The organism is Smaragdicoccus niigatensis DSM 44881 = NBRC 103563, assembly GCF_000380645.1.
Classification (GTDB): domain Bacteria; phylum Actinomycetota; class Actinomycetes; order Mycobacteriales; family Mycobacteriaceae; genus Smaragdicoccus; species Smaragdicoccus niigatensis.
The window spans coordinates 450904-470999 of sequence record NZ_AQXZ01000019.1; the positions used below are offsets into that span (position 1 = coordinate 450904).

Annotated in this window: 11 protein-coding genes; 7 read left to right on the forward strand and 4 right to left on the reverse strand. The window is 61.0% G+C overall.

What is annotated here, in order from left to right; all coding sequences use genetic code 11:
* Window positions 1–106: 106 nt before the first annotated feature.
* Genes drmB through F600_RS0123455 form a run of 4 tightly spaced genes read right to left on the reverse strand, consistent with a single transcriptional unit; the run spans window position 107 to window position 11353 of the window.
* Window positions 107–1891 (reverse strand): DUF1998 domain-containing protein, encoded by a 1785-nt coding sequence (gene drmB / locus F600_RS32210; RefSeq protein WP_156024792.1) that lies wholly within the window; start codon window positions 1889–1891, stop codon window positions 107–109.
* Window positions 1824–4997: a helicase-related protein gene (locus F600_RS29570; RefSeq protein WP_081629039.1), complete on the reverse strand. Its 3174-nt coding sequence runs from the start codon at window positions 4995–4997 to the stop codon at window positions 1824–1826. Before F600_RS29570 ends, drmB begins: the two co-directional genes overlap by 68 nt.
* Complete coding sequence (locus F600_RS0123450; RefSeq protein WP_026306882.1) at window positions 4990–6690, reverse strand: UvrD-helicase domain-containing protein; 1701 nt, start codon at window positions 6688–6690, stop codon at window positions 4990–4992. Before F600_RS0123450 ends, F600_RS29570 begins: the two co-directional genes overlap by 8 nt.
* 34 nt (window positions 6691–6724) lie before the next feature.
* A complete protein-coding gene (locus F600_RS0123455) occupies window positions 6725–11353 on the reverse strand; it encodes a DEAD/DEAH box helicase (RefSeq protein WP_245541614.1) in 4629 nt (1542 codons plus the stop codon).
* A gap of 267 nt (window positions 11354–11620) precedes the next feature.
* Between F600_RS0123455 and F600_RS29575 the strand changes: the two genes are divergently transcribed.
* The 7 genes from F600_RS29575 to F600_RS0123510 all read left to right on the forward strand — a co-directional run bounded on the left by F600_RS29575 (window position 11621) and on the right by F600_RS0123510 (window position 19809).
* Window positions 11621–12694, forward strand: a complete 1074-nt coding sequence (locus F600_RS29575) for a DNA cytosine methyltransferase (RefSeq protein ID WP_040632300.1) — start codon at window positions 11621–11623, stop codon at window positions 12692–12694.
* 80 nt (window positions 12695–12774) lie between these two features.
* Entirely contained in the window at window positions 12775–13191 is a 417-nt protein-coding gene (locus F600_RS31385; RefSeq protein WP_211220116.1) for a very short patch repair endonuclease, read from the forward strand.
* 1233 nt (window positions 13192–14424) lie between these two features.
* Window positions 14425–15696 (forward strand): DNA cytosine methyltransferase, encoded by a 1272-nt coding sequence (locus F600_RS0123485; protein ID WP_162141469.1) that lies wholly within the window; start codon window positions 14425–14427, stop codon window positions 15694–15696.
* On the forward strand, window positions 15693–16733 hold the full coding sequence (locus F600_RS0123490) for a DNA cytosine methyltransferase (RefSeq protein ID WP_018163116.1): 1041 nt from the start codon (window positions 15693–15695) through the stop codon (window positions 16731–16733). Before F600_RS0123485 ends, F600_RS0123490 begins: the two co-directional genes overlap by 4 nt.
* A 50-nt stretch (window positions 16734–16783) precedes the next feature.
* Window positions 16784–17581, forward strand: coding sequence for a hypothetical protein (locus tag F600_RS31950; RefSeq protein ID WP_162141470.1), 798 nt, complete (start codon window positions 16784–16786; stop codon window positions 17579–17581).
* Complete coding sequence (locus F600_RS30850; protein ID WP_018163119.1) at window positions 17578–18399, forward strand: AAA family ATPase; 822 nt, start codon at window positions 17578–17580, stop codon at window positions 18397–18399. The genes F600_RS31950 and F600_RS30850 overlap by 4 nt, the downstream gene beginning before the upstream one ends.
* 27 nt (window positions 18400–18426) lie before the next feature.
* The gene (locus tag F600_RS0123510) at window positions 18427–19809 is read left to right on the forward strand and encodes an McrC family protein (RefSeq protein ID WP_245541637.1); all 1383 of its coding nucleotides are present in this window, start codon (window positions 18427–18429) and stop codon (window positions 19807–19809) included.
* The last annotated feature ends 287 nt before the right edge of the window (window positions 19810–20096 follow it).

Here is a 20096-nt window from a genome sequence, read left to right on the forward strand (position 1 = left end):
CAATGGAGCGCCGACAGATGGTGGCCGGCCCACGGCTCCGCCATAGTGGGGAGACCCGAGTCTGCTCGGTCGATCGCCTCACCCATGCCGTCCCCAACGTCCGTAGTCACAACAACGAGCCGGAGACCCGCGAAGTCAGGAAACCGCCCGCACCGTCTCCGCCCACCCCAATCAGGCAGGCACGGTCCAGCAATCGATTTTGCAGTTCGCATGAAACCTCAGGAACCAGCAGGCACGAATGGCACGCAGCCAGATTCGCGGCGCCAGCACCGGTCGACGCCGACTCGAGGCAGACTGGGTCAGCCGAGCACCACAGTGCGCGCTCCAGTGCTGAGGTGACCAGTTTCTCGACACTCGTTGGGGTGCCCTTGGAACAGAGCCCACCAAGGCTTCCGGCCGCGTCCGCAGTTGCCGTGTAGAGAAGGATGCCCGACTGGCCATTCTCGGCGTACAGCCGTTCGCGAATGGACGACGCGGGATATCCGGTATCGAGTGCAAGTTCATTCAATAGCGAATGAGACAGTGAGTGGAGCAGCAGCACACGAGGCGACACCGGTGGAACCTCACCAGCCTGCTTGGACGCGGCCGCCTGCATCGCCCGCTGCAGCTTTTGTGCGCGTGTTGTTGCGAACTCCGACCCTTCCCAGCTCGCGACCTCCTCTTCGCGCAGTCGAATGAAGACGCCTTCACCTAAGACCTCGATCGCCGGCAGCCAATCGTGACGACCTCTCGATAGGGCTCCTTTGGGTGCGGAACCCGCGCCCTCGGAAGGAGCCACACGAGAGAACCCGGTCAGAGCTCGCACTTCCCGGAGCCTTGCAACCCTGGATACAACGTCGACAACCCGCCCGACTTCACCTGTTGGCGAGACCCTCTTAGGCTCACTAACAAACGTCTCAGCACCGGTGATCTCCGGATGCTCGCGGCCGAGAGCTTCATATTCAGCGGATCGAATCTCCCGATATGCCTCCGCGCCCGAGAACGAAGCCGAACCGAGCCGGCGATAGGCAGCGATCAGCTCGTCCTGATTGACGTTGTGCTGCCGAGCCTTGATTCCAATCAGCAGAGCGACATCGTCAGCCAAAGCACCTACCAATTCGGGCAGAATCTTCTCCAGCACCTCCTCGACTGGTGACAACGTACGGTCAACTGTGATTGCCGATCGAACGTCCCCGAACCAGACATTCGATGCACCTCGCTGCAACCCGACCAGTTGCGCCTTACAGGAATCACGAGTGCCGTCCAACCAGGGCGAAGCTCCGGCACAGCTGAGACTTAGGGACCCGCTTCCAAGTGCCCCCTCCAAAGTCCGCTTGGCACCGCAACTGCACGCCAGCCGGATTCCGGCAAGAGTCGAGTTTGAGGGGTCCACGGTGATTTTCAGAGAGTGCGCTTCCCCCTCAGTCCGCTCGTGCCCCCGATGCGTCCAGTGCACATAAGGAAAATCCTGAATATGACCATCGGCACAACACGCGACGAACCGTGACGGCACCAGTCGAGATGTGACGCAATGACGACACCTGTTGATATACCGGTCACTCAACTTGTCCGCGATACGCCAGAACTTTTCAAGTCGAGAGCACTGCGGGCAATAGACCCACTCGGGAAACCGTGCGATCGGGACCATTCCGCGCGAACTGTTTCCCGGTGGAAGATACAGTCCGCTGACACCCAGTGACCTGCTCAGTCTTGGTTCCTCGATCAGATCCTCAGGCCGCGGATTCCAATGATCGAGACCGGCGACGATGAAGCTCTCAGACTCAACGGGGACCAGTGCGCCGACCCCGTACGTCGTGATCATCTGGCTTCTGCGTACGGTCGTCTTAACTGGTGGCTTCTTCGAGCTGAGAGTCTTTCTCAACACCATCGGAAATCGCCTCCTTTGCAACATACTTTTCGAACAGTGGCGTCTCGTCGTCTACGTCGCGCATGCTCGTGAGAGTGGGCCACGGAGGTTCGCTGACCGGGTACGTCGATGGACTCGAATTTCCCGATGCCTGCGTCATCAACGACGGTCCAGCTGACTTCTTCGCCGAAGGATGGCTGAGTTTGCCGTACTCTTCAATGGCCCCGGCGATCGCGTTATCAGCCCATTGCTGAAGGAGCGCATCCAGTTGCTCCTTGAAGGGGCCAGCCTCATCGGGTGACACACGCTCTGCCCGCTCAACCAGCCGCGCTATGGCCGCTTCGACCTCAGAGCGATGCTTGTTCACCTCGACCACTGACCGATCGCCGCGCAATGCGGGCACCAATAGGCGCGCCGCGGACACGAGTACGCCATGCGCTGCACGATCCCTCGCCCGCGACGCGAAGGGAGTCGCGGTTGTCGCCTCGACCTCTCGGTACAACGCGCGATGGAACGGGATAAATGACTCGTAGTGCGACGTATCGCGCGAACGCTGAGCATTCAGCGCGACAACGACGAGCCCAGGGTGTCGTCTGCCGACACGGCTTGTCGACTGAATGTATTCCGATGTGCTCTGCGGCTGACCTGCAACAACCATCAGCCCAAGTCGGTCGATGTCGAGGCCAACCGAGATCATGTTGGTCGCCAACACCACGTCCGGGCAGCCCTGCTTTCCGTACGGCGTCTCAAGCGCAGCCATAGCCGACGGAATTCGGTTTTGGTCCACCCGCGATGTGAGTTCGACTGGTTCCTGCGAGATCGCGCGTCCTTCAGTGGAGTGACGAGCCGCGACGACCTTAATTCGATCTGGCACGTCGTCCAATACCTGGAGATACGTCGAACCCAGCACGCGAAGGCTGTTGAAGTACCCCAGCAATGTCCAGTAGTCGTCCCGGATCGTCTCAGTGGCCTCCAGTTCGGCGGCCGATTGCAGCAGCGCAGCATAGAGCCGAACCAATACCGTCGATTGGCTCGTTCCGGGTGCCATGACTGCGACGTAACGTCGAGTCCCCTTCTCCTCGCGTGTCGCGTCAACGGCGAAATAGTTGTCGCTCGGATCAAGTCCAGGAGGTGGGAACTGGATCGATTCACGATCGAACACGTTCCTGACCTGATCCGCGGCACGGCGGATCGTGGCAGTTGACGCGAGCACCTTCGGCCGGCCAGCGCCGGTACACGCAAGGTCCAACGCAGACTCGTATAGTCCGACGATCGTTCCGAGCGGACCCGAGATCAGGTGCAATTCGTCCTGGACGATCAGGTCTGGGCGTGAGTAAGGTCCGTCAACCGATAGCAGTGACCCGACCTCGGGCCGCCACGCCATCATCGCGAACTTATCGACCGTTCCGATGATCAGCGACGGCTTCGCCCGATACACGTCCTCGTCGGTCACCCAGCACGGCAGTCCCTCGCGGAATTCACAAAAGCTGCTGGAGCAGCGGATGTGAAGTTCGCTATCGGCCACGACGACATAGTTGCTATGAGAGAGCTTGCTGGCACACCACGGACAGCGAAGCAGCTGAACAGGTGTCGATCCCTCCACCTCACCGCCTGACGCGATCTTTCGGAGGATCGCCGCGGCATCCTTGACACTGTTCGGAGTCGCCTGGTTCCCCACCCACAGGCCGAGCGACACTGGGGCGGAGTCGGGGACCTCACGACGGCGTATGAGCTCGAGAGCACAGATCAGGCCTGCTGCGCGCTCGAACTGCTGGCGGGTCAACAGTCGCAAGGTGTACCGCATGATCGCGGAAACCCCACCATCCCTCGGATTTCGGAGCCGCCGGAACAGAATCGAGAAGCCTATGCAACCCAGGTAGGCCTCGGTTTTGCCACCACCAGTGGGAAACCAAAGAAGGTCCACAACGTCTCGGTCCGCGTGATCTGGCGACGCAAGTCCAGGCAGGTTCATGAGAATGAATGCGAGCTGAAATGGACGCCACTCCTGGGGGCGCGGCTTTGTCCCGCGGCTGCGATCTTGTGCATCGCGCTGCGAGACCATCGCTTCATTCATGAGTCGAAACGCGAGAGCCACCTCCTCGTCGGCAAGAGCATCGATTCCCAAGCGCATCCGTGCAGCGCACTGCTCAGCGAGCGCCAAATGTTCCAGAGCCGTCCCCCGCACACTCGGGTCGAGAGCCGCGGCCTCAACATGCCGTGCCGCGATCCATTTCGAATACGCTGCAACCATCGCTTCCAGTTGTTCGACGTCGGCGTGCTTCGCGAAGGCGTTCATTGATAACTGATAGGTCCCATAAGGATCGGATTCACCGCCACCGGCCGGGTTGGCAAGTCGAACCTCATGCGTTGGTAGGAACGTAGTCCGAAGCTCCGTCACTGGAGAGACGTCGGCATCCCATTCAACGGCGCATCCATGTCCGACCGCTAAGGACGGCACACTTCGGTACAGAAATTCGGCCGATCGGACGTCGGGGTCTGAGGCAACGCCAGAACGCTGCCGCCGTCGGTCGACGAACCCTGGCCCGACTGCACGCACGGTGAGAGTTGGCCTGAACCAACACACCGAGTCCGCATGTCCGGGTGCATCCTCGTTTGTGTTGAGGAGCGACAACGTCACACGAACCTGACCGTCGACCGGTGTCCGAACGAGCCCGACAAGCCGCAGATTCTCGTTGGTGGCGACGGCGACATCGACCGTACCTGGCTTTGCCATTGACAGGACGTGAGGCGTATCGAAAGCGACATCCACCGCACGCCAGTCCTCAGACTCGTCCTTGGCATAGCGCCGCGCACTGACGAAGACCTCGACATCCTGTGTCACACCCGCCAGCACACTGAAGGACAAGCCCATAGACGACGGCTTTTTCGAGCGAGAAAGTGCGACAGTCGTCTCCGCTGATTCGTCATTCGCACCGGCCCCGTCGGACTCCCCAGCCGCGTCATTCTCCATGCCCTCTAGGTATTCAGCGCTGGCACTATCCGGCCTGCGAGGATACAAGACCCCAACGATGATCCGGTCCAGGGGTGGCTCGGCGAGGGGGATGGGTTCGGCCGGCCCCAGCAGCTCGGCTTCCAGATCGTCGACTATCTGATCCCGCGCGTCGTACCACGACGACAGATCCTCAACCATCGCTTCCACCGCTGCCTTCCCTATCGAGGTGCGAGAACCCAAAGACTCTCGGATGTAACCAGAATTCGAGGTCGCCCTCGACGGACCACCGAGACTCCAAGCCCTCGAGCCACACGGGCCCAAGGCTGGCTAGGCCTGAACCCGTGCGTGCGACTTGCGCTACTGCCTTGCCGAATTCCGCTGTCGTCACTCCCACAGCTACTCCGCCGATACAGAGACGATAAAGCGGCCAGTCCGAAACAGAACTCATTCGTTGGATGCCTACTCGAGTCGGAGTCCCCAACCACCCACGGAGCGTCTGCTGGGCATCCGGTCCGCCAACGGGATAGTCCGTTCGGAGGTCGCGCGGCAGCACCTGGACGGCGACCGCACGATGGAACGGCATCGCAGTCTTGTAGAGCATCTCGGAACCAGGTCGTTGACGAGTCACGGGGCCTTCCCAGTTCACCGTGACTACCTTGTCTCGTGCTCGACTCAGTGCCACGAACAGAAGCTCGCTCTCGGGTTCACTCCGGCCGACGGGACGCAGCAGAGATCGAGTGTCGACCACCGCCACGTTGTCCCATTCGAGGCCCTTCGCCTGGTGGATCGTCGACACAACAACTGAAGCATAAGGACGCACGATGACCGGACAGTCGAGATCAGGAGTTCGACCGCACAGGTTCGCGATCGATCGCCAAGCGACCGACGAATGTGAGCCCGTCGCGTATACAAGCCACCGAAACCAAGCCTCGTCGACATGGTCGCGGGTTCGCGCGAATTGACGAAATGCGTCCGCCGTGACTGCGCTTCCACCAGTCTCGAACCACAACTCAGCAACCCACGGTGCAATGGTGGACCGTGAGTTCATCGCCGACTCGCGAATCGCGCACTGCACTCCGAGGCCCATCAATTGATCGAAGATGGCGAGCACATCGGCGTTCGTGCGCGCCAGCACTGCCACAGTCCCGGTCCAACTCCGAGAACGGATTGCCAAGTCCGACAACGACACAGGCGTCAGGTCACTCACCAGTTCGTCCAGTTGGTCAATTCGGTCGAGCGCTGAGGCGGAACGCATTCGGCTACCCGCCGCCATCACCTTCTTCGGGGCACGGCCGCGCGCGCGAAATTGCCCATCGAGCGACAAAGTCGTCGTGATGTTCAGCCCCTCCAGCTGCCGCTTGAGTTCCTGCCAACTGGAACGACCTTCGGACCGATCACCGTCCAGGAATTCATAAATTGACTGGAGCGGGTCGCCGAAGACTGTCACGCCAGCCTGGTTCGGGAGTCTCTCGATAATCGCGCAGAGGAGGTTTCTGTGGTCAGCCGACAGGTCTTGAGCCTCGTCCACGATCAGGTGCGAAACATCATCCAGGGATCCGTCATATTGGGCCCGCAGCATCGCCGCTGCAGAACGAACAATCTGATCGAACCGTGGAGCTCTTCCTTCGTCATACTGCTGCTCAATCAATTGACCGGCCAACGAGTCCAAAGTCGTCACGACAACGTTCGCGTCCTCGAAGCCTCCACCAGATTCGAACGCCCGCATCGCGGCACTTGCAGCAGCACGGGAAAAAACTACGAACAGAATTGACTCATCGCCAGCTGAACTTGCCTCAGCAATCCACTCGATCATCGCGATGCTGGTCGTTGTCTTCCCGCTGCCCGGTCCCGCTTCGACGATCAGACGACGTGAAGCCGGCCCTTCCAACACTCGCTGCTGCGAGGCGTCAAGATCCGCTCGCAAACTACTTCTCCTCGGCGTCGAGGATCTCGGTGAGGTCGAAGACAATGCTGTCTCCGAATTCCATGACGTTATCCATTAGATTGACGATCAGAACACGATCGCTGCCGCCATTCTTCGGACCACGCAATCCGCGACCGATCATCTGTAGGTAACGCACTTCACTACTTGTCGGCCGGGTTATGTAGACAGCGCGCGTCATCGGCGCGTCGAAGCCCTGCGATAGGACGGCGTAATTAGTCAGCACCTTCAGGTCTCCCGACTTGAACCGCTCAATCGCCAATCGCCGATCGTCAGGACTCGTGTCCTGATCGATCGAGGCCGCGGACCGACCCGACAGCGTGAGAAGAGTCGCGAGCGTCTGCGCATTTTCGACCGACGCGGCAAACACCAGGATCGGCCAGTCAGCAGGCTTGCTGAGGATGGAGTTCACCAGCTTCCGAGTGCGATCCTCGTCGCGCCCAAGCCGCCTTTCAGCGGCTTTCGGCATCCATTTCTTCTCCTTAAACTCTGTCATCTCCGCCGCGGACAGCTGTATGTCACTTCCCGACAGAATCTCTAGTTCAGCGCGGGCGAGAACCTGATCGCGCTGCAGCCGCACCTGTGGGATATCAGCACCGAAGACACCGCTGTCAAGAAGGTTGTCATCAAAGCGCTTGAGCAGACTCGCCGTTTCATCGGACTCACGCCTGCCGCGCATCGGCGTTGCGGTCAGGCCCAGTAACGGCTTGTCTCGCTGACGTGTTCCGCGCCCCAGCCACTCGAGGATCTTTGTATAGCTGGGGCTATATGCGCCGTGCGCCTCGTCGATGATGACGAGCGGCGATTCGGAGAGCCACGCGTACTCAGTGGAATCAACTGCACGTACGACCTTCTGCCAGTTCGCGACGACGACCTGAACGCCGCTGGTCTCCTCCTCGACGTCGTAGTTCGCCCAAAACCGGCTCAGCACCAGTTGCGTATCGCGACGTCCCGCTGCACGCCAGAGGAAGGACCAGGCGTCGATCGCCTGTTCGCATAACTCCTCACCGTCGGCGAGCCAAAGAATCGGACCTCGGAATTCGTGGTCCCTATCGAGGTCGCCGTCGGCGACTGCCCGGATGATCGATTCGACTGCAACGCGGGTCTTTCCGGCACCGGTCGGAAGTGAGATGATCCCGCGATTGTGCTTCCCCTCGCCACGCAGCAGGGCACGGAGTCTGTCAGAAACCGCCTGCTGGTAGTCGTGGAGCGGCGCGAGTTCGGTCGGTCCATCGATGTACTCTGCCGGCTTGTTGCGCTGCTTCGCCCGCTGTCCGGCCCACTCCTCTGAGAAGCCGATCTCCGCGGCCCACTTGCGCGTGTTAAACGACCCGTTCCATGTGGACGGAGGTGACACCGGAAGTGTGTGTGGATCCACTTTGCAAGCACGCTCAAGAGCTCGAACGCCGAGCGTAGTGACGACCAACTTCGCAAGGTCCAGCCCCGCGGGCACTCTCGCGCTCGAGTGACGTAGGTAGTCCAGCGCATCCTGCGGAATAAGCGATTTCAACCTGTTCTCGCCCGCCAACGCGAGCAGTCGGGCCTCGTCCGAGGGGGCCTGCCGTAGCTCGCGCATGAACTTCGAGTTCCGCTTTGCGTCGAGTGCTGACAGGAACGCACGAACCTGCTCATCCGAGCTGTCTGCACCCAAGCCGAGCAGGATCTGCTTCAGTAGCAGAAAATCCGATTCACCGGTGACGAGAATGGTGTTGCCCTCCCTGGCGAACTTGGCATCCGTTCGGAGCTCGGCACGTCCAGGGACCGCGGCAACCTTGCTGATCGACAGGCATTTCTGAACGAAGATCGTCTCGGGATCATCGTCGAGCTCGACTTCGTCGAAGATGTCGAACGCGTCGACCAGGCATACGAGTTCGGCACTCGTCTCGTAGCTAAAGGTGAAGGGAAGGTCACTACCGTCGATACAACCCCACCGTTCCCGGAGGTTGAAAACGTCCGCCGGGTCGTAGGCCAGCATCGACGGAATTCCGAATGCGTCGAATTCCGCTTGTGCTTCTTCATCCTTTGCGATTGCCACCTGCGTCGGCTCGACATCTCGCCATTCCCCGCCCAGCAGCACACGAATTGCGGGCGGCGGTTCCGCAGAGGCTTCGCACCACCAACAGTAGGCCAGCGCTACCATATCGCGATCTTTGCGCTGGACATGCGCATCGACCAGCCGCGGGTATTCGTCCGCACCGAGTTCATCAATCGTCTTGCGCAAGCCGAGTCGCGCCGTCAGCTCATCGGAAAGTTCCACGTCGACGAGCGTGGGCAAGAGGCCCTCGTACGTGGCCGCGGCGGATGGCACGAACGTTAGTTGGATGGGGAACGCCCCTTGCGTTGTCGGCAGGAGCCCGTGCTGCCGTAGCCACCACACTTCGGGCGAAACAGCCTTGATCGGCTTGTGTACCTGCGGATGCCGGACGCTCACACGCGGTTCATCAATCTGCTTGAGCACGGCAAGTGTCAGTGCGACCCGATTCGTCGCGCTGAGGCTAGGCAAGAATTCGAGCGGGTTCAAGACCGATCCGAGACCGTCGATCTGCAGGTTCTCGCGCGACTGAACGCCGAGCTTGAGATAGTCCCCCAGCTCGGCCCTGACGAATTTGACGTACGGCCCGATCCACGACTCCCGGTTGCCCTTTCGGAGTCGACCTGGTCGCGTTCGAACGCCGAGCAGGGCGAGGATATCGGCATCCACCCCGTGGAACGACGCGTCGACCAAGTAATGCGCATCCTCCTTGAGGGCCCGAAGCTCACCCGGAAGATAGAGATCGGTCGGGAGCACCCACTTTCCGTCCGCTCGAAGGACGTGGACGATCATCTCTGCCTTGCCTGCGAGCGTCTTGTCGAATCCCTCCTCGACCGCGGCCGCACCCGAGCCTCGCATAGCGGTCCAGAGTTCGGTCCAGTCCACTTTCTCTCCATGCGCCAACTGCGTGAGCAGTTGGAGCATCTCGCCGCCCTGTTCGAACTGAGTGATACCAAGGCTCTCGAGCGCCGAGCGGGTCGATTCGCTCTTCGTGACGATCGAGTGAACAAAAGCCTCGCCCTGCTGGGCTTTGTTCGACCGAATGAAGCATCGACCCCGAATCGGCCGCTCAAGCTTCCCGCTCTCGAGCAGCACGATTCGTGAATCGCGGACGTCCATTCGCGCCGCGTCCGAAACACCCGCCGTGTACTGAAGCATCGAGGCGATCTCCACAGCCGCAGCAGAGTTCTCAGGCTTCGCCACGGCGACGATACTCTGCAGCCAATCGAGAACACGCCCGGTCTGTTGGCCGCTCCCTTGCATTAGTCGCTCGACCTTGGAGCGCCGCTCGTCGTTGTTCGTGCAGTCGGGATGCACCCACTTGTCACGGTTTCCAGTGTGACGCATCCACATTTCGGTGAATTCTGCGACCAGCTTGTTGGGTACCCGCTGAACCGATGCCGGAGACCTCAGGTCCCCGTCCAGATCTGGCAGACAACGCGCATCGCGCAAGGCCGCGAAGATCGGCTCGTTGATCACTCCGTCGGCCCAACTGCGAACTTCCTTGCCACGAGCCGGCAGGACATCGATATAGCGTGCAGGCCCGAGCTCACTCACCAAGTCCTTGCGGGCTTCGACAACCAACATCGGCAGGACATCGGCAAGCAGCTCACGATTGAATTCGCACGGAATCACATTTATTCGGTCGTCGGAGAGCTTCCAGGGTGCGTTCACACGACCGCTGAGAGTGAGGTCCGACTGAACCGGAAAGTATGCCGCCATTTGGCCGACCCGGTTGCCGGTCTTCGGAACGGCCCACGTGATCTCGACGGCATCGCGTCGCGCCGAGTGGCCAGCCGATTCTAGGGCGGCCGGGGACGGCTTGTGCGGCCGCGAGAAAACCAGCCATTCACGCTCGCCCTCGTCGGTCGTGAGGGCGATGCGATTACCGGACTTCTTCGAGGAGAACTTCCGTGTCTTTCCGACCGTCTCGTCTCGCAACGCGAGTTCACGCACGTGCGGTGCAAAAAGGTTGAAGGACTCGTCGAACTCGGCGATCTCCTGCGAAAGCGCTGCCACAGCATTTGGAAGCAGAGGAATCTTGACAATGGTGACCGCCCAGGCCGAAAGACTCGCGAGCACAGCGTCGGTGCGCATCTCGGTTTCGGCATCGAGCACCCACGCGAGCCGTAATGCGGGCACCTCCGATGCCGAGTAGGCACGTCCAAGCGCGGCACTGAGTTCGCTGACCGTCTCGTCGCGGGAGAATTCGAAGGACACCGACTGACTGAAGATCTGCGGCTTGTCCGAAACGCCGCTGATCGACTTGAATCCGAGACCAAACCGTCCGATCTCACCGCCGACCTTGTTTGAAAGATGCGTGTATAGCAAGGCTCGAACGCCGGTGTCGACGAACGGTTTTCCTTCGTTTGCGACGTATAGGCAATCTCCGGTCAGCACCACCTCCACGCGACCGGGTGCACCACGTAGTGCATCGGCCGCGTTCTGCACGAGCTCCTGAGCCTGCTTGCGACCGTAACCGCCCTCGGCGATGCCGCGCTCCTTGCCGGCATCCTCTTCAACGCGGTTCGGGTCTTGCTTGTAGACCTCCAAGCACTTCGCCCGGAAGTCGTTTACCAACTTGACGAGGCTAGAATCCTGCCGACGCCAGGCCTGCCGAACCACTGAGCCCTCCAGTCGGCTGCACCCGGCAGCAGGTCGAAAAATGTGTTGATTCAGTCTTACCAACGACCTCTGACAAATTCGATCGTGCTGAGTCACAAGACGAATCAACCCGTCCCGAATGTATTTCGTTCGAATGACAGTCCCGTTGTGCCGGCGCAGGATCCACCGGCCACTCGTGGCAGTAGTTCGGGAGGCCCCAGACAGCGATTATGATTCGGCGACATGACCTCGTCACCCACTCCAGTGCAGGCGGACGTCGTCGACTTGTTCGCCGGTCCGGGTGGCTTGGATGTCGCCGCATCGTGGCTCGGGCTCGACGTGATCGGGGTTGAGATCGACCCGAACGCATGCGCAACTCGTGACACTGCCGGCCTCCGAACAGTGCAGGGAGATGTGCGAGCTTTTGGTGTCGAAGATTTCCCGACGGCCCGAATTCTCGCCGGTGGGCCACCGTGCCAGACGTTCACGATGGCTGGCACCGGGTCTGGCCGCAAGGCCCTCGACTCAGTGATCAGCCTCGTTGAGGACATGGCCGGCGGAGCCGACATCGGCAGCCGCACGGGCGAGTTCGACGACGAGCGCACAGGCTTGGTTCTCGAACCGCTCCGGTGGGCCCTGGCGGCAATTGAAGCAGACCGACCTTTCGAGGCGATCGTGCTCGAGCAGGTGCCCGCGGTGCTCCCAGTCTGGCAAGCCATCGGTGCTGTGCTGCGCGACCGGGGATACGGAGTCGACCATCGAGTCCTTCATACCGAGCAGTTCGGCGTTCCACAAACCCGTCGCCGTGCTTTGCTTGTTGCCCGCTACCAGGACTCTGTCGAACTGCCGCTTCCCACTCATGAAGGATTCCGTCGCGGCGCAGCCCACCAGCATTCGCTCGGTTTGCGCGCCTGGGTGTCGATGGGGCAAGCGTTGCGACGAACCGATCCCTTCGTTGTCGTCTCGAACTACGGAAGCGGCGGCGACCCCAGGAATCGCGGCACACGCAGCTCATCCGAGCCAGCGGCAACCATCACCGGCAAGGTGACCAGGAACCGGATCGTCAATGCCGACGGAAGCGAGTCACGTCTGAGTCACAGCGAGGCTGGCGCATTACAGACGTTCCCGTCGGACTTTCCCTGGTCGGGAAGCGACATATCGCAGCAGATCGGCAATGCTATCCCGCCGCGTTTGGCCCTACACGTCCTTGCCGCAGCTCTCAAGATCGAGATTGGTGAGAGTTTCGTCGACGAAATGGTTCGAGCTGACTGGCGTTCGTTTGCCGATCGCCCAGAACCCGTTTCGACTGTCGCCTGAGAGGATCTCCTTCTCACTCCGTCAGTAAACTTGGAGTTGTGCACACTTCGTGGGCATCCTCACCAGCTGCCCGTGCCACGATGCAGGCGAACCGCGGCCGCGATACGAGGCCCGAGCTGACCCTTCGCCGAGCACTCCATCGACGTGGACTGCGGTTCTTCGTCAACCGGCGGCCAATAGGTGACTTCAGGCGAACTGCCGATATTGTCTTCCCGCGCAAACGCGTGGCGGTATTCGTCGATGGGTGCTTTTGGCACGGCTGCCCGGAGCACTATAGTCGCCCACGCGCGAACCAGGAATTCTGGGATCGAAAGGTCGCGGCGAACATCGCGCGCGACAAGGAGACGACCGCTCGACTCGGTTCGGAAGGCTGGACAGCGATCCGCATCTGGGAGCACGTCTCAGTCGGCGACGCAGTCGAAATCGTCACCGCGGCAGTGCGGACATCGAGTGGCAGCGGCCCGTCAGATTCCGTTGCTAGTGTCAAGCCAGAGTGAGCGATAAGTCAGGTCTCGCCATGGCTCAGGGATCTCCGCCAACTGCAGGCGCATTGGACCAGAACGACCGATCCTTTCATACCGTTCGACGATGACAATGACGTCGACGGATGGGTCGACATCGTACAAACGGGTCGTGGTCATGCCATCGACCCCCGACGGCGCGACGAGATCCGGCAGGTCGGGATCCGGGAAATCAAAGGTGTGTACAAGTACCACCGGGCGATTCCAACCCGTCGCTGCGGATCATTTTCCGCGGTCTTCATCGGGTCAGCGCACCGCCGAGAGGATGAAGTGGCTGCGCATCGTGAATCGCGCAGACTGCGACGAGGACCTGCGGCTGACGATCAACGCCCCTGGCACCCTGTTCTGCTTCGTCGCCCCAGTGCTGCCGATCGGTTGCGCGCGCTGCCCGGTGAGCCGCAGGGATGACACTGCGAATTGGCGCGAGTTTGCAGGGCTAAATTGACAACCGCAGCGACAACGCAACAGGTCGGTCCGGCAGAGAGCGGAGCATGTCCGATCGCCCGCTATCCTGCCCAAAGCGTGCTGCGGTACGCCTCCGCCGGCGACGGCCCTGAGGCGACCACCGGAGTTCGTCTCGGCGCGCGCAGCGCACCGCTCGAATGATGGAAGCAAATTCGGCAGTCAGCTGGTCCTGTCGCTGTGCTCCGGCGGGTGATGCGCGACAGGTGTCCACCAGTTGATGTGCGACACCGGCCGCGCTCGGCACACTGGGTCGGGACGTATCCGTGGGCGTCCCGGACTCTGGGACGCGGTCCGGGGCCCTGTTGGCGGGCATGGCGATCACCGAGTCGCTGCCAGGCCGGGGTTCATCGCGCGACGGTGTACTGCTGCCGTGTTGGTCGATATCTGACGGGCCAGATCGGCGGGCTGGTGGATCCGTCGCACAAACCGCTGTCGTGCCCGCACCAGGTCGACGATGTCGTGGAGATCGCGGTCGCGGAGATGCGACGAGCCCATCCGCGCTGGGGGTCAAGACGTATCCAGACGGTAGAGACGAGGCATCCCCACCGCATCCGGAGCTCCTCCGCAAGGCAACGACCCTTGCGGCCTGTCACCAACGGTCCGGCCGAGTACATTGAGTCACCAGACAGCTGCATAAAAGCCCGCACACCTCGCCGTCGCTCCGAACCACACGATCGACGATCGTGTCCCGTCGACGATCGTGTCCCGTCAAAGATGTCGGACCCCTCCTGTAAGAATTGGCAGGTGTCAGCCATCGGTTCACCCGCCGCAATCGCCATGACAGATCAGCCCGAGTGGGAGAAGGTCGCCCAGATGGCGACCGAGTTGGCGACTGGTCGTGTCTTCGTACTGCCTGGTGGACGAGTTAAGGATCCGGCCGTCCAAATTGTCGACCTGTTTTGCGGGGCTGGTGGATTGTCAGCGGGCTTCGAGATGCTCGGCCGACGTACAGGACTATGCGCCGTCGTCGGGGCCGCGGACTTCGAATCCGAGTACCGCGATACCTTTGAAACGAACCTTGGCGTTCGTCCGTCCGACGCAGACTTGGGCGAGATCGCCGCCGACCCCACGGCAATAGAGTCTTTTATAAACTCGCTCGAGCTCGACAGGGATAGGCCTCTAATTCTGGCTGGCGGTCCCCCGTGCCAAGGTTTCTCTGCACATCGCAAGCGTCACTGGTCATCGGAGGACGTACGTAACCAGCTCGTGCCGGCATTTGCTCGCATAGCTGTGGCCCTGAGTCCCGAAGTGGTCGTCATGGAGAACGTGCCAGAGCTCTTGTCCGGCAAGTACTGGGCGCACTTCGAGACGTTCCGTGACCAGTTGGAAGCTGCTGGCTATTCTGTATCAGCGCAGATCCACAACCTCGCCGGCTTTGGTGTCGCACAGGAGCGCTTTCGAGCGCTCGTCATCGCGTCGCGCCGACCGATCGGCGGCCCATCGCCCGTGCTGACTGGGTCCGAGTTTCGCACCGTCTGGCAGCAGATCGGCCACTTGCCAGCGATCGAGCCGGGAAGTGCGTGGCCACTCGATCCGATGCACCAGTGTTCGCGCCATCGCAAAAGCACCATCGACGTGATTCGACAGGTACCAATTGACGGCGGCAACCGACCAAAGGGCGTCGGGCCCGCCTGCCTCCAGAATGTAGACGGCTTCCGAGACGTCTACGGACGGTTGGCGTGGGACCGTCCGTCTGTCACGATCACAGGCTCGGCCCGCAACCCGGCAAGTGGGCGGTACGTGCACCCCGATCAGAACCGTGGCCTGTCACTCCGTGAAGCGGCCCTTATCCAGGGTTTCCCTGACAACTACCTGTTCACAGGCACGAACGGGTCTCGCTACCAACAGGTGGGTAACGCCGTTCCGGCCCGCTTTGCCGTCATTCTCGCTGCTCACCTAGTGCGTCATATTCTCGAGCCTGCGTATAACCCAATTGGCGCCGACAGACTGTCAACTCCCGCTCGTGACTCGTTCTCAAGTTCGCTCTGGGGTCTAAAGAGTGGTGCCGCAGGATGACCAACTCCGCACTTACTGCGATCGACACGTTTGCTGGCGCCGGTGGCGTCTCCCTTGGACTAGCCTGGGCTGGCTTTGATGTCCGGGCTGCGTTCGACTTCAATGTGAAGGCCGTGGACACGTACCGACGCAATCTTGCGGGCCACATTATTGAGGCCTCGTCAGAAGAACTGTCCGCTCCCGATCTCCTTGGTCTAGCCGGCCTTGGTGCTGGAGAGGTGGACCTCCTGGCGGGCGGCCCACCCTGCCAAGGATTCTCGGTCCAGCGACGTGGCTCCGACGTGGACCCGCGCAATGCACTGATCGGTGATTACCTGCGACACATTCAGGGACTTCGTCCGCGGGCATTCATGATGGAAAACGTGCCAGCGCTCGCCGGCCGGCGCGGAGATGCGATCCTTGCCGAATTCACTTCGGGCGCGTCAGCCCTCGGCTACTCGGTGGCTATGCAGATTCTCGATGCCGCTGACTACGGGGTTCCGCAGCATCGCCGCCGCCTGTTTGTAGTCGGCCTTCTCGGCGCGCGCGCATTCGAGTTTCCAGCACCCACCCATAACTCACAGACATGGCTTACAGTTCGCGACGCGATTGGCGATCTCGCAGATCCTCGACTTTCCGGAGCCGTTTACCGCCTGGCCAACCATGATCCCGACAATGTTTCGGACATGAACCGGATCCGGATCTCGCACGTGCCTGAGGGCGGTGGGCGGGACGACATCCCCTGGGATCTCCGCTTGCCATGTCACCGAGTTCCTGTGGAAGTATCTGGGCATCGAGCGGTGTATGGCCGACTCTGGTGGGACCGTCCAGCGAGTACCGTTACCACGAAGTGCAATAGCTTCACCCGCGGCCGTTTCGCTCATCCAGCACAAGACCGCAACATTTCGATGCGCGAAGCCGCGCGTCTGCAAGGCTTCCCGGACGAGTTCGTTTTCCAAGGTGGTCGCGTGGACGTGGCTCACCAAGTCGGCAACGCGGTTCCGCCGCTGTTGGCGATGACAGTTGGAGCTGCAATCGCAAAACAGTTGAACCAGTAACAGACTCAGTCCGAAGACAGCTGGAACTCGCCGACACTAATGTCTGTCGAGTGGTCGTCGATGTCGTGTGGGATATCAATCTGCGGGCAAACCTGCGCCTGTGGCCAGAACCACTGCCCAACGTGCGGTCCTTGGCTGCCGCAATCGGCTCGCCCTGGGACGAGACGCAAATCGCTACCGAGTACTTCGGTGCTGAACCGGGTGAAGATCGTCGACGCGCCGTGCGCCAGACCTATGAGGCAATGGCCTATGAGGGACTCGTACACAGGACCTCTGAGGGGATCCTTGAGGCGACTCGGCTAGGTGACTTTGTTCTTAGGTTTCTTGGACTCACTGGCGACAGAACCTTCATCTGTGATGCGAACCGTGCGATTGCTGCGGGACCAATGATCTACGGCCTGTCGATCATTACCGAGGTCCGAGTCATCTGGAGTCTGATGCGGATGCTCGACAATAGACTCTCCAACGAAGAGCTGAACCGGGCGATGGCCCGGATACATTCGACTGCAGACGTCACCGCGACTGCGGCCTCAATCCGGAGCACACGTGAGTCCGGGGATGTCGCAGATATCGGACCGCGCTTGTACGACGACGCCGGATACGGAACTGGCAACGAAAGCGATCAACGCAAGGCCATGAACCCGCACTTCCTGCTCGCGGGCGGTGGCGGTCTCTTCATCAGCGTCGATGCAGGCGAGCGGCGCCTCCACCCTTCGGTGCTTCGCCAGATCGACGGAGCGCTACGGAGCAGCCCCCGCCAGATCCACGCTGGCACGGAAAGCCAGATCATTCAAGCAATCGCGCGCGCATCCATGGCACCGCGCCATTACATGAAGGACGCATCGTGACAGCGACCGCAGCGAAGGTACAGGAAGTCGTTAACGCATGCGCGACCTACGGCCACCAGGACATCATCGTTCTGTCGGGCGTCCCTGCCACGGGCAAGACGCACATCTCCAGGATCGCTGCAGAGACTGTCGCTGGCCACCCCGGCTTCGTGCGACGCACGCAATTTCACCCTGGCTACTCGTACGAGGACTTCATGGAGGGCCTCCGCCCACTGCCCACGGGTGGCTATCAGGTCGAGGATGGCGTTTTCCTTCAGTGGAACCGCATGTCGCTCGCCGACCCAGCCAACAAGTATGTGCTCCTTATTGAGGAGTTGTCGCGCGCCGACATACCCTCTGTGATGGGCGAGTTGATGACATTCATCGAGCACCGCAGCGAGTCCTTCGTACTTCCGGTTTCGCAGTCATCGGTCGAAGTTTCTGACTCGCTGATCGTGATCGCGACCATGAATCCTCGTGACCGGAGCGCCCTCGAGATCGACGAAGCCATGGCGCGCCGCCTACGCGTAATCGACTGTCCTCCTGACATCGACCAGTTGGCGGAGATGCTGACCAAATCGCTCTCGGTGCAGGACGACGAGGTAGCTGAGATTATCCAGAAGGCCACGACGATATTTACAACCTGCGAATCGGAATTCCCCGAGACGTACCTCTCGGACATGCCGTTCGGTCACGCGATCTTCGACAGGGTCGAGTCTACTGTGCAATTGGTCGACCTGTGGCATCAGCGAATCAAGCGCATCCTGTACCGCAGCCAAGGACTTACGCATCCATTTGCTGACGTTATCGACGCAACATATCCCTGGAAGAGCCGTTAGGTAGTGACGACCAGCACGAGCCGGTTGATGGTCAAGGAGCGTGGGACTGCATCAGTCTCACGATCGACGTACGCGTTCCTCAACGAGCACCAAGGATTCGCAGGACTAGTCGACGACGGCATCGTCACTCTTGTTCGATCGAAGAACGCGGGAGCCGCAATCCGGGCCGGCGCATACGTCGGCTCCGCGCACCTCGAGGGTTTTGGGACGATCTCGATCGTCCCAAAGATTCCCGGCGCATTCGAAGCGCTACTCGAGTGGGCGGTTCCGGATGACGTTCGCGAGTCCGTTACTCCGTCAGTGGTCGGGGCCGGAGCACCAATTCTCGACCAATTTCTCACGCGATTCCTCGATGCGATGGCAAGGTACCTCACTGATGGGAGGCGCCGTCAATACGACTTTCGCGACCGCGTTGGAGCCGTTCCCCATGGACGCCTCGACGTGCGCCGAACCGTCAAGCTCGAGTCACGCGGACGGGCGGGAGTCTTGGCCTATCGTGAGCGGCATCTCAGTCCAGCCAACGACTTGAATCGCTTCCTAGCGCTGGCGCTTTTTGCTGCCGAGGAGTACTGCGCTTCAGTTGGTTCACCTCGACAGCTCGCGAGAACACGCACGTACGCATCGCTGTTCGAGGACGTTGACTGGCGCGGCTTCGTCACAGCACCTCTGCAGCGGACCCTGGACCTCTTTCAGAATGCAGACGCCCTAACGACAACCGACTTCGCACACAACGCGGTGCAGTATGGGCGAGCCCTCCTCCTACACCTTGGAGCCTGGCCAACAGACGGATCGACGGGTGTGACAGTCCCGCACTCGTTCTTCCTCAACCTGGAGACCCTCTTCGAGGATGCCGTCCGGAACGTGCTGGCGAGCGTATCGCCCGTCGCCAAGGGTGCCACCTTGAAACGAACGATGTTCACGGACTTGCCCGGCATCTATGTAGCTGACCCCGACGTGGTCGCCGACGTGGACGAGTGTCGGATCGTCCTGGACATGAAGTATCGAGATCTGAAAGGCGGGACCCCAGACAACGGGGCCTTCTATCAATTGCATTCGCATGCGAAGACTCTCGGAGCTGCTGCCATGGCGCTCGTGTATCCGCTGGAGGCGGCCGGCGACGACGCGTGGACCGTCCGGGCACTTGGCCACACGCGGGACAAAATCAAATCGTTCGTGGTGCAGGTCGACGTATCACGGATCGCGGACGGCATGATCGGCGCATGGTACGAGCTAAGAAACCAACTCAGAGACGAGGACCGGGTCCGGCCAACACGCATCCCGCATAGTCGGGGCGCCCGCGTGGACTGGCGCGTCGAACCGAATCCTCCGACCTTTCTTCCGACTTGGCCATTCCGCGACAGCAAGGATCCGACAGGTACGCTGACTCGCTCGACGCTGTTTGATTACTGACACTCGGTCGAGTCGACCTGCAGAGTGATCACCGAAGCCGGCTCCCGGTGACTGTTGGGCGCCGCGCGCTAGCATTCGATCAAAACCAGAGATTTGCACTGCGAAAGACCTCGGCAACGCCCTCGCGCACGCGGCGAATGAACGGCGTAACTGGCGTCGAGTAGGCCCGCTGCGCATTTGTAGCGTGTCAGCGCCGATCTACTGCAAGGACGGGCCGGGATCACGGTCTGCGGCGTCGCGAACAGTCGGGGAATAGACGTTCTGACACGACATCCATCGGCGAATGG